This window comes from Bauldia sp., from assembly GCF_020442045.1.
Taxonomy (GTDB): Bacteria; Pseudomonadota; Alphaproteobacteria; order Rhizobiales; family Kaistiaceae; genus Bauldia.
In genome coordinates this window covers 1-10,416 of sequence record NZ_JAGRLA010000183.1, presented here as the reverse complement: position 1 = coordinate 10,416, position 10,416 = coordinate 1, and the positions used below count along the sequence as shown (strand labels likewise).

12 protein-coding genes are annotated in these 10,416 nt (G+C 65.2%); 8 read left to right on the top strand and 4 right to left on the bottom strand.

Annotated features, from left to right (window positions below):
- On the bottom strand, positions 1-538 hold a 538-nt coding region (locus tag KDJ86_RS19925; RefSeq protein WP_291749993.1), incomplete at its 3' end, for a radical SAM protein.
- A complete protein-coding gene (epmA, locus tag KDJ86_RS19920; protein WP_291749990.1) occupies positions 535-1,575 on the bottom strand; it encodes an EF-P lysine aminoacylase EpmA in 1,041 nt (346 codons plus the stop codon). The genes KDJ86_RS19925 and epmA, both read right to left, overlap by 4 nt.
- A 211-nt stretch (positions 1,576-1,786) precedes the next feature.
- On the opposite strand from epmA, the gene efp reads away from it, so the two are divergent.
- The 4 genes from efp (at position 1,787) to KDJ86_RS19900 (ending at position 5,223) form a co-directional block, all read left to right on the top strand.
- Positions 1,787-2,353 carry an elongation factor P gene (gene efp / locus KDJ86_RS19915; RefSeq protein WP_291749988.1) on the top strand — a complete coding sequence of 189 codons (567 nt, stop codon included), beginning with the start codon at positions 1,787-1,789 and terminating at the stop codon, positions 2,351-2,353.
- Positions 2,354-3,261: 908 nt separating this feature from the next.
- Positions 3,262-4,251: a murein L,D-transpeptidase catalytic domain-containing protein gene (locus tag KDJ86_RS19910; protein WP_521085325.1), complete on the top strand. Its 990-nt coding sequence runs from the start codon at positions 3,262-3,264 to the stop codon at positions 4,249-4,251.
- A 203-nt stretch (positions 4,252-4,454) separates the two neighbouring features.
- Positions 4,455-4,916, top strand: coding sequence for a hypothetical protein (locus KDJ86_RS19905; protein ID WP_291749983.1), 462 nt, complete (start codon positions 4,455-4,457; stop codon positions 4,914-4,916).
- Positions 4,917-4,953: 37 nt separating this feature from the next.
- The gene (locus KDJ86_RS19900) at positions 4,954-5,223 is read left to right on the top strand and encodes a hypothetical protein (RefSeq protein ID WP_291749981.1); all 270 of its coding nucleotides are present in this window, start codon (positions 4,954-4,956) and stop codon (positions 5,221-5,223) included.
- Here KDJ86_RS19900 and KDJ86_RS19895 read toward each other — a convergent pair.
- Positions 5,204-5,731, bottom strand: coding sequence for an endonuclease V (locus KDJ86_RS19895; RefSeq protein WP_291749979.1), 528 nt, complete (start codon positions 5,729-5,731; stop codon positions 5,204-5,206). The genes KDJ86_RS19900 and KDJ86_RS19895 overlap by 20 nt on opposite strands.
- 143 nt (positions 5,732-5,874) lie before the next feature.
- Between KDJ86_RS19895 and KDJ86_RS19890 the strand changes: the two genes are divergently transcribed.
- The 3 genes from KDJ86_RS19890 (at position 5,875) to KDJ86_RS19880 (ending at position 8,725) form a co-directional block, all read left to right on the top strand.
- The gene (locus KDJ86_RS19890) at positions 5,875-6,498 is read left to right on the top strand and encodes a class I SAM-dependent methyltransferase (RefSeq protein ID WP_291749976.1); all 624 of its coding nucleotides are present in this window, start codon (positions 5,875-5,877) and stop codon (positions 6,496-6,498) included.
- 99 nt (positions 6,499-6,597) lie between these two features.
- Complete coding sequence (gene sthA / locus KDJ86_RS19885; protein ID WP_291749973.1) at positions 6,598-8,004, top strand: Si-specific NAD(P)(+) transhydrogenase; 1,407 nt, start codon at positions 6,598-6,600, stop codon at positions 8,002-8,004.
- Between the two features lie 145 nt (positions 8,005-8,149).
- On the top strand, positions 8,150-8,725 hold the full coding sequence (locus KDJ86_RS19880; protein WP_291749970.1) for an NADPH-dependent FMN reductase: 576 nt from the start codon (positions 8,150-8,152) through the stop codon (positions 8,723-8,725).
- A gap of 55 nt (positions 8,726-8,780) precedes the next feature.
- Here the strand turns inward: KDJ86_RS19880 and KDJ86_RS19875 are convergent, their stop codons facing one another.
- Positions 8,781-9,713, bottom strand: a complete 933-nt coding sequence (locus KDJ86_RS19875) for an Abi family protein (RefSeq protein WP_291749967.1) — start codon at positions 9,711-9,713, stop codon at positions 8,781-8,783.
- Positions 9,714-10,206: 493 nt separating this feature from the next.
- Here KDJ86_RS19875 and KDJ86_RS19870 point away from each other — a divergent pair.
- A partial coding sequence (locus KDJ86_RS19870; RefSeq protein ID WP_291749997.1) for an orotidine 5'-phosphate decarboxylase / HUMPS family protein occupies positions 10,207-10,416 on the top strand: 210 nt, incomplete at its 3' end.

The window sequence follows — 10,416 nt, the reverse complement described above, 5'->3', positions numbered from 1 at the left end:
TGGCCGCAAGCTCTTGAACGAGCTCCGATATCCGCCGCGGCGAGGCGACGAGCGGGTCGCCGCCGGAGACGATCACCTCCCATATCTCGTTGTTATTCCTGATGTATTCGAGCGCGGCCGCAACGGCCTCGGCGGACAGGTTGCCGGCCTCGGGCCCCACCATTTCCCGGCGGAAGCAGAAGCGGCAATAGACCGCGCAGACACCGACGAATTTGAGCAGGACGCGGTCCGGGTAGCGGTGGATAAGCCCTTCTGAAACCTCATGAATTCCGTCACCGATCGGGTCGGCGAGCTCCTCCGGGGTGGTCAGCGTTTCTTCCGGATCCGGAACGAACTGCCGGGCGATGGGATCATGGGTGTCGGCGGGATCGACGAGCTCCGCCATTTCCGGCGTGATTGCAATGGCATAGCGGGCGGCGACGTCTTCCAGCATGGCCAGCTTCTCCGCCGATGCGAGGCCGGAAGCGACGAGTTCGGCCGGATGGCGGAGGGTCTTCCGGGTCGGGGGACGGGCGGTCGGGCGGGCAAATTCGTTCACCGCGCTTCTCCTCTATCTACCGGATTCCATTGGACGAATTCGATTCGAGGCGCGCCGGTCGCGAGCATCGCCAGGCGGTCGAGGCCGAGCGCCACGCCGGAGGCCGGCGGCATTTCGGCAAGCGCCGCCAGGAAGTCGGCGTCGATCGGATAACGCTCTGAATAGACGCGCATTTTCTCGTCCATTTCGGATACGAATCGGCGCTCCTGTTCGGCCGCGTCGGTCAGCTCGCCGAAGCCGTTGGCGAGCTCGACACCGCAGCAATACACCTCGAAACGCTCCGCGAAACGGGGGTCGGACGGCTGCGGGCGGGCCAGGGCCGCCTCCGAGACGGGGTAGGAATGGAGCACGGACGGGCGTGTCTCACCCAGTCTCGGTTCGACTGTCTCAACGATGACCCGGCTGAAGATGTCCGACCAGGAATCGTCGTCCGCGACCCGGATGCCGCGAGACGTCGCACGGGACGCGAGCCCGTCCCGATCGTCGAGAACGGCGGCGAGGTCGATGCCGGCGAAGCGCTCGAAGGCCTCCGCCACCGACAGCCGCTCGGCCTCGGCGAAGGGGTCGGCGCGCCGGTCGCGCCAGGCGAGGACGTCGGTCTCCGCCGCGCGCGCCGCCTCGGCGATCAGCGCCAGGGTATCGTCGATGACCGCCTCCCAGGGGGCGCCCGCCCGGTACCATTCGAGCATGGTGAATTCCGGCGCGTGCAGCGCCCCGGCCTCGCGGTTGCGGAAGACGCGGGCGAAGGCGACGATCTTCTCCTCGCCGGCGGCGAGCAGCTTCTTCGCCGCGAATTCCGGCGAGGTATGGAGGTAGAGCGGCCGCCGGCTGCCGTCCGGGGCGACGAGCTCGGTGGCGAAGGCGTGGAGATGGGCCTCGTTGCCGGGCGAGACCTGGAGCGCCGACGGCTCGATCTCGACGAAGCCCTGCTGGTCGAACCACTGCCGGAGCGCGCGGGTGATCGCGTTCCGCCTGATCAGGAAGGGGCGGCGGTCCCGGTGGCGGTCGCGCGTCCAGATGGGGGATGGCCTGGTCATCGGCCGAGCTTAATGGCGACGGCCGGGCCGACAGTCAACGCGTGTGATATTCGCCGCCGGGCAGGGCCCCGGCCAAGTACTTCGCGGCACCGGCCGATACCGCCGTCGGGAAGGGAGATGGCTTGGTCATCGGCCGAGTTTACTGTAGACGCTCGCGTTGACAGTCAGCGCGCGCGATAACGCGCCGTCCGGAAAGCGAAGGAAGCAGACCTTGAAAGTCATCGCCAGCCAGATCCGCAAGGGCAACGTCGTCGAGGTCGACGGCCAGCTCTACGTCGTGCTCACCGCCGAGAATTTCCATCCCGGCAAGGGGACGCCCACCACCCAGATCGACATGCGGCGGATTTCCGACGGCACCAAGGTCTCGCAGCGCTACAAGACCACCGAGCAGGTCGAGCGCGCCTTCATCGAGGATACCGACTTCCAGTATCTCTTCGAGGATGGCGAAGGCTTCACCTTCATGAATTCGGAGACCTACGACCAGGTGGTGGTGCCGCGGGACGTGGTCGGCGACCTCGCGCCCTATCTCCAGGAGAGCATGACCGTGCGGCTCTCGCTCTACGAGGGCAACCCGGTGTCGATCGAGCTGCCGCAGCGGGTGACGCTCGAGGTGGTCGAGACCGAGCCGGCGCTGAAGGGCCAGACGGCGTCCTCCTCCTACAAGCCGGCGGTCTTGTCGAACGGCGTCAAGACGACGGTGCCGCCGCACATCGCGCCCGGTACCCGCATCGTGGTGATGACCGCCGACGGGAGTTATGTGGAGCGGGCGAAGGATTAGCGGGAGCGGTCCATTCGCTTGTGCCGAGAGTAACGAATTTGCCGCCCAACGAGCGCGTTAGCGCCTGAGTAGCAAATGGCAACAAATCTGCGCAGTTGACAAATTTGCGGCGGCTTACCAACCGGCTCCGGGAGTGGGCGCTTATGCTATCACCGCTCATTTCCGCCCCCGATCAAGCCGGGGACAGACTCCCGCGGGAATCCAGTCCTGAATCCGCGAGGCTTTCGACGATGGAAGCTTGGGTCCCCGCTTTCGCGGGGACGAGCGGTTGAGGGTGTGGCAGCGAGGCACGACGCGGCCAACCGTGCCAGCCGCGGCAGGCTCCGCCTGCGGCGGAACCCGTCTTACGTGAGCGCCTGCGTGGGGCAGCATAGCCGACATGTTCGCCGTAGCGGCGGGACGCGCATCCTTCCCTGCGAAGCGGGGGAGGGGACCGCCCGAATGGGCGGCGGAGCTCGAGCGTGTAGGGCGGATTAGCGGAGCGTAATCCGCCTGCTGTTTGACCACGCTCGATTGGCTGGCGGGTTACGCCCGCGGCTAACCCGCCTTACGCGTGCTCTCCGAAACCGCGATTGAGCAGGTGGGCGTGACCTGTCCACCGCTCATTCCCGCCCCCGATCAAGTCGAGGGCAAGCTCCCGCGGGAACCCAGTCTTGATCCGCGCGACGACGCGTTCGTCCCCGCCATGATTAGGTCGACCGACGGAAGTCCGGGTCTCCGCTTTCGCGGGGACGAGCGGTTGAGGGCAGGTCGCCCGCCTTGCGACTTTCGACCTGCCAGAACGCCCCTCCCACCATCGCCTACCGCGATGGTCCCCCCTCCCCGCAAGCGGGGCGGGATAGCCATGGCACTGTCGCGCTGAGCCTGCTCATCCGGACAACCCGTGTTAGGCTGTTGTCCGGAAGGAGATTCGCCCGGTGCCGTCGAAACTGCGCGCTCTGATCGTTGCCGCCCTGGTCGTTGGTGCTTCGTCGGGTTGGTCGCCATCCCTAGCGGCGGGAGAGACCCCGGACGTACCGGCCTGGCTCGCGGCGCATGTCGGCACCGGCGAGGGCCAGGTCGCGCCGGTGGTCCTGGCGCGGGCGCGGGCGCTTTACCAGCAGAAGGCCAGCCAAGGCGCGGTCGCCAATCCCTGCTACTTCGCCATGGATGCGACGCGCCCCAGCACGTCGCCGGAAGGCGGGCCGGGCCGCCGCTTCTACGTCATCTGCGAGGCGGAGCAGTCGTTTCGCGCCGTCTCGTCCGGCTATGGCAACGGCCGGAAGCTGCAGCGCGCGAATTTCTCGAACGGGCGGGAATGCGCGCAGAACTTCAGCAATGCCGAGGGGTCCAAGCTGACCATGGGCGGCGCCTATGTGACGGCCGAGACCAGGACGTCGTTCAAGGGCTATTACGACGTCTCGGGCAAGAAGACGCCTTTCCTGCGCAGCTTCCTGCAGTTCGAAGGAGAGGGCGACACCGCGAACGCCAGGGAACGGGCGATCGGCGGGCATCCCGCGGTCTATCTGAAATGGCAGTGCCGCTTCAGGAATCCGGACAGCCCCTACGCGGACGAGGAGGGATACACGCCCTACGGAAGCCTGGTGAACTACACCGGCGGCCGCAGCAACGGCTGCACGTCGTGGTCGCCGGCCGCTGCCGAGCAGATCCTCGCGCTGGCAGAGGACAACCCGACGACGCTCTACATCTACCCGGAGGCCGGCGACATCGACGCCGTGGCGAATGCGGTGAAGGGCCGGAAGTCCCTGTCTGACGCGGGGCTCTACTGGAACGCTGCGTGCCTCAAATCGATCGGCACCCCGAAATTCTGGCCCAAGGGAAGCCTCGAGCCGGTCATCGATGCGTGGAGAGCCTCGCTGCCGCACGTGCCGGCGCGGAAATTGCCGATCTGCCGGTGAATCCGCCGGGTCCGCTCGCACTTTGGTAAAACGCGAATCCGGTTGCACGGAGAAGCATTCCGAGTCAGGCTCGAAGCGGGCAAGTCAGACATATCGCTCCAGCCGACCCCAAAGGGAGCCGAGACCGGCGGCAGGGCGATCACGCTCGCGACTCTGGATTTCTTCGGTGCAGGTCCTGCCGCTTCATACGAAGGGAGGGTGCAATGAAGATCAATCGGGTGTTCACGGCCCTGGTGGCCTCGTTCCTCGCGACGCCGGCGCTGGCCGCGCCGGTGGCGGTCGATTTCGTCGGCAAGAGCACCAGCGCGGGCGGAACGTTCATGACCGGCGACGCGGACGGCATCCTCAACTTGCAGAGCATGTGGGAGCCGGTCGAGGGCGACGGGGCGATGGCCGGTCTCCATGGTCCTTGTTTCGGTGCTGCGCGGATGGCCGGCGGCGTTATCGCCGGCAACGGATACTGCGCATTCAAGGACGCGATGGACCAGACGGTGTTGATCCACTGGTGGATGGAGAACGCCAAGAGCCCGGCCGGCGTCTGGGCGATCGTCGGCGGCACCGGCAAGTGGGCGACCGCCAGCGGCGGCGGGCTCTTCGTCGACATGCCGGGCGAGGACGATGCGATGAACCAGACCCACATCACCGGCATGGTGGACGTGAAGTAATTCGGGGCGACCGGATCAGGCGAAGGGAGGAACGGCCATGCCGACGTTGATCGGACATCACAAGATCACCAAGGGCGCGGAGCACTGGCTCAAGTCGCCGAAGCGCGGAGAGCTTTTCGGGGCGCTCGGCGTGACCAATATCCGGACCTTCGTCGACCCGCAGGACCCGACCCGGGTCGCGGTGCTGATGGACGTCCCGGATATGGATGCCTTTGCCGCGGCGATGCAGAGCGACGCGGCGGCCGAGGCGATGGAGTATGACGGGGTGGACGCGAGTTCGCTCGTCATCATGGTCGAGTCCTCGTAGCCTCCGCGTCGCGGCAGGCGCGGTCGGCGGCGGCGAGCATCGTCGGCAGGCGGTTCCGGCCGTGCATGCCCCTGATCAGGCGCTTCGCCGCATCGAGGGGGATGCCGCGGCCGGTGACATAGAGCGGCCGCGTGCTCGCGCCGCGATGGATTTCCGTGCCCGGTGGAGTGCCGGCGAAGCGGGTCTTGGCGACGCCGATGACCGGAACCCGTCCGTCGAGGGCGTGGTGGAGGTGCGCGCCGAGGCCGTCGCGGCCGTCCGCGCCGAGGGTCACATAGCCGTCGACGAGGATGGTGGCGGGGAGCGGGTCGAACCGTTCGATGACGGCGAGCAGGCAGGGGAGCTCCCGCTCGTAGAAATGTCCCGGCCGATAGGGCGCGACAGGCGTGAGGCGCGCGATTTCGGTGCGCAGGATCCGGTCCGACGTCCAGTCGGTGAAGGCGACCGCGGCCGCCACCGCCGTGTCGTCCTGGTAATAATGGACATCGGTGACGAGGTTATAGTCCACCGTCGGGCGCCTTCCCTTGTCGCAAGGGGCGGGACCCTACGGAACCGCGCCAGCCATGGGAAGGCCGCGCCGCGGCAGGCGTGTTTGAGTGATCCGGCGACGTTTCCATGCCCGACGTGGCAGGATGACCGGGAAGGCAGAGGATGGACCGCGAGAGCCGTTTCTGGGACCGCATTGCCCGGCGCTATGCGCGACGGCCGGTCGCCGACGAGGCGTCCTACCGGAAGAAGCTGGAGATCACCCGCGGGCTTTTCCGGCCCGGCATGGAGGTGCTCGAATTCGGTTGCGGGTCGGGGGCGACGGCGATCGCCCATGCGCCCCATGCACGGCATATCCAGGCGATCGACATCTCCCGGGCGATGCTCGATATCGCGAGGGGCAAGGCCGCCGCGGCCGGTGTCACCAACATCACTTTCGAGCGGGCGGGGATCGACGACTATGCGGTCGCCGATGGTAGCTACGACATCGTGCTCGGGCTCAGCATCCTGCATCTGCTGGCCGACAGGGACGCGGCGATCGCCAAGGTTCACCGGCTGCTGAAACCCGGCGGCTTCTTCGTCACCAGCACGACATGCCTCGGCGACAGCATGCGCTGGATGAAGGCGTTGGCGCCGATCGGCCGCGCCGTCGGCCTGATGCCGCTGGTCAAGGTCTTCACCGCCAAGCAGCTCGAGGCGAGCCTCACCGGGGCGGGGTTTGCGATCGAGCAAAACTGGCAGCCGGGCAAGGGCAAGGCGGTCTTCATCGTCGCCCACAAGCCGGGCTGACGGTCCGGCCCGGCATCGCGTCCGGATTTCGCTGGCGTGCGACTTGCAACGACCGGTAGGCAGTCTTATTGCACTGGGTGAAGGCACGGGGGGTGCGAGGTGGAGCGCTACGAACTCATCGTCATCGGCAGTGGCCCGGCCGGGCGCCGCGCGGCGATCCAGGCCGCCAAGCTCGGCCGCAGTGTTCTGGTTGTCGAGAACCGGCTGCGGGTTGGCGGTGTCTCCGTCCATACAGGAACGATCCCCTCCAAGACGCTGCGCGAGACCGTGCTCAATCTCTCCGGCTGGCGCGAGCGCGGCTTTTACGGCCTGGCCTACCGGGTCAAGAAGGATATCGAGGGCCAGGACCTGGGGGTTCGGCTGAGGAAGACCCTCGACTACGAGATCGAGGTGCTCGAGCACCAGTTCGCGCGAAACGGGGTCAGGACCTTTGCCGGGGTCGCCCGCTTCGTCGATCCGCATACGCTGACGGTGAAGACTGCCGACGAGGAACACAGCTTCGCCGGCGACAAGATCATTATCGCGGTCGGCACGGCGCCGTTCCGTCCGCCGGCGATCCCCTTCAACGACCGCAACATCTTCGACAGCGACAACATCGCCACCGAGCCGCATGTGCCGCGTAGCCTGACCGTGGTCGGCGCTGGCGTCATCGGCATCGAATATGCGACGATCTTCTCCGCGCTCGACGTGCCGGTGACGATCATCGAGCCGCGCGAGGCTCTCCTCGAATTCATCGACCGCGAGATCATCGACGAATTCCTCCACGATCTGAGGAAGCGGGGCATCCAGTTCCGGCTCGGCGCCAAGGTCGAACGTGTCGAGCTCGACGACCAGGGCTATGCGGTGAGCTTCCTCTCCGATGGCCGGCGGGTGCGCACCGAGATGCTGCTCTATGCCGCCGGACGGGTCGGCGCGACGGCCAATCTCGGCCTTGGGACCTGCGGCATCGAGGCGGATAATCGCGGCCGGCTGGAGGTCGACCGGACCACCTTCCAGACATCGGTGCCGCATATCTACGCGGCCGGTGACGTCATCGGCTTCCCGAGCCTCGCCTCGACCTCGATGGAGCAGGGGCGGATCGCCGCCTGCCACGCCTTCGGCGCGCCGGTTTCCTCCGCGCCGGAATATTTCCCCTACGGGATCTACGCGGTTCCGGAAATCTCGACGGTCGGGATGACCGAGCCGGAGGCCCGGGCGAATGGGGTCGGCTACGAGGTGGGCATCGCCCGCTTCCGGGAGATCTCGCGCGGCCACATCATGGGCCTCGAGTCGGGCATGATGAAGCTGCTCTTCTCGCTGAACGACCGCAAGCTGCTCGGTGCCCATATCGTCGGCGAAGGCGCGACCGAGCTGATCCACATTGGCCAGGCGGTGCTTAATCTCGGCGGCACCATCGACTATTTCGTCGAGAATGCCTTCAACTATCCGACCCTCGCCGAGGGCTACAAGATCGCCGCGCTCGACGCCTATAACCGGATGGGGCCGCGCGATGGGGCGGGGACCTGACCGACGGCGCGGGGGCCGTTTGCGATCCTGATCGCCCCTCGCGTTCACGTGTCTGTGCGCTGACGGGGGGCGGATCGTCGGCTATTCTTGCCGGACCTTCCCGCCTTCCAGGCGGGACCCTCCCGCCCTCCAACCGGAATTTCCCATGGCCCCTGCCAGTATCCTCGTTTTTGCCGGCTCGATCCGATCCGGTTCGCTCTCCACCAAGCTCGCCGCGCTTGCCGCCAAGGAGCTTGCGCTTGCCGATGCCGGCGTGACGCGCATATCGCTCGCCGACTATGAGATGCCGATCTACAACGGCGACCTCGAGAAGGAGAAAGGGGTTCCGGAGAACGCGACAAAGCTCGCCAGGCTGATCGCCGCGCACCAGGGCGTGATGATCGCGACGCCGGAATACAACAACTCGGTGCCGCCGCTCCTCAAGAACACCATCGACTGGGTGAGCCGGGTCGAGGCGACCGGCGACACCAAGTATCGCAACCGGGTCTACGCGATCGGCAGCACCTCGGACGGCATGATCGGCGGCGCCCGGGCGCTGATCGATCTGCGCAAGATCGTCCAGGCCGGGCTTGGCGCGATCCTCATTCCGACCAAGATCGAGGTGAGCCGCGCCCAGGACGCTTTCGACGAATCCGGTGAGCTGACGGTCGAGCCGGTGTCGAAGCTGCTGAAGCGCCTCTGCCGCCAGCTCGTCGACCTGTCGGCGCGGCTGGCGGATTAGGCGGCGCTTGCGGAAGCTGTCCCATTCAGCCAATCGAAACTTGAACACGCCTCTGTCAAGCCCAGAGAGGCAAGTTCTCCCAAGCGGCCGGAAAGCCGCTCGTCTTGAGCGACAGATGAGGGCTTGTCGGAAATGTCTCCAGATGGGCTTTCAGGCGGTCAGCCCATCTTGTCCTGGGATTAACTTCCATAAGGAGATATCGCGCGACCGCAGCGGCGGCATAGATCCGACGATTTGCGTACGGACTGCTTACCAGGTGATCCAGTAATGGAATTTCGCCTGCCTGCGGGAGCTTGGGCTGGAAAACCAGAGGACGGTTCCAAAGCCGCGCGTGGTGAGCGCAGATATTCCGCACAAGAGCGAGCGCGCGTATCCAACTCACAAGAAGCTCGGGACGAGGCACATTCAATTTCAAGGCGATTTCTGTCTGATCGCGACGACGCAAGCCCGACAACAGGAACGACAAAGGACCGAAGTCGAGCAGTTCGACAGCGATCCAGATGGGCATGGGTGAAGGACTGTATCTTCTCCGAAGATGCTCGGCGAACTCCTCTTTGGAATCGGTTGCTTTCTCATCCAGTTTGCGAAGCCAATCAGCATGGTGGTGCTGGATAAATCGTCGGTCGAGATACTGCGCGCTGCGATGCGCCCAAGGATCGTATTGGCCGATTTGTAGGGCTATCGGGGTGCGGATAGCGACTTCGATCCGCTCCAGAACGTCGAGAGATTGGAGGCGAAGGGCCTTGTCGAAGGCGTAAAGTTCTACCGCTACTTTGAACGAAGAATTGGGCTTGAACTGGTCTAGGAATCGGGGTGGCGAGCCTCGTTCTGACTCTCGAAAGAGATACCAATATGCACTGAGGCGGTAGTAGCCGATGCGCGAAAGGTACTCGGCCGCTTTTCCTTGATCCGGAACACTCATGCCCCGGCTCTCAAGCAGCTTTATCTGATCAGGAACGACGAGGTACGGCTTAGTGTAGGCGGTCACAATGCCGCCCCATACAAAAAAGAAGGCCGACCCATGCGTAGTGCAGAGGGGCCAGCCGTATTAATTCCTAAGTGGATTCTTCGTTGCCACTTGTCAACGGGACGCATCCTTTTTCCGCCTTATGCAACCTTTTATGATTAGTAGTGAGTCAAAAATGCATCATTTGGTTGAAAGCCTAGCGAAGCCAAGGCCGATTGCCAACGTTCTTGGATGTGTCAGTAAAGGGGTATTCAGCTATTCCGCGCTGCCGCTTTGCGCGTCGGCGCACAGGGCAAATCCTGATCCGCGAGCAAGCGGGCTCAGGAGAAGACCCTAGAGTGCCTCATGGCCAAGGGCGATCGCGAGCTGTGCATGAGATGAGATGGTTATTGCTTGCGAAGATCGAGTCGAGCCAACGGTCGCGACCAAGACACTGGTGCTTCAGTCTGGACAGCGCCCGCCGGCGCTTGACCTCGCCCCAGCTTCGGCTACACCACAGGCCCTGATGCAGCCGATTCCCGCCAGAGACCGCCTTATCGTCGCCCTCGACGTGCCCGATGTCGCCACCGCGGAATCGCTGGTGACGACGCTCGGCGACAGCGTCGGCTTCTACAAGGTCGGCCTGCAGCTGATCTTCGCCGGTGGGATCGACTTCGCCCGCAACCTCGTCGCGGCCGGCAAGAACGTCTTTCTCGACGCCAAGCTCCTCGACATCGACAACACC

Bases quoted from the DNA above. Each gene is read 5' to 3' on its own strand.
- epmA (WP_291749990.1), bottom strand. From the start codon at position 1,575: ATGACCAGGCCATCCCCCATCTGGACGCGCGACCGCCACCGGGACCGC.
- KDJ86_RS19905 (WP_291749983.1), top strand. From the start codon at position 4,455: ATGAAGATCAATCGGGTGTTCACGGCCCTGGTGGCCTCGTTCCTCGCG.
- KDJ86_RS19900 (WP_291749981.1), top strand. From the start codon at position 4,954: ATGCCGACGTTGATCGGACATCACAAGATCACCAAGGGCGCGGAGCAC.
- KDJ86_RS19890 (WP_291749976.1), top strand. From the start codon at position 5,875: ATGGACCGCGAGAGCCGTTTCTGGGACCGCATTGCCCGGCGCTATGCG.
- KDJ86_RS19880 (WP_291749970.1), top strand. From the start codon at position 8,150: ATGGCCCCTGCCAGTATCCTCGTTTTTGCCGGCTCGATCCGATCCGGT.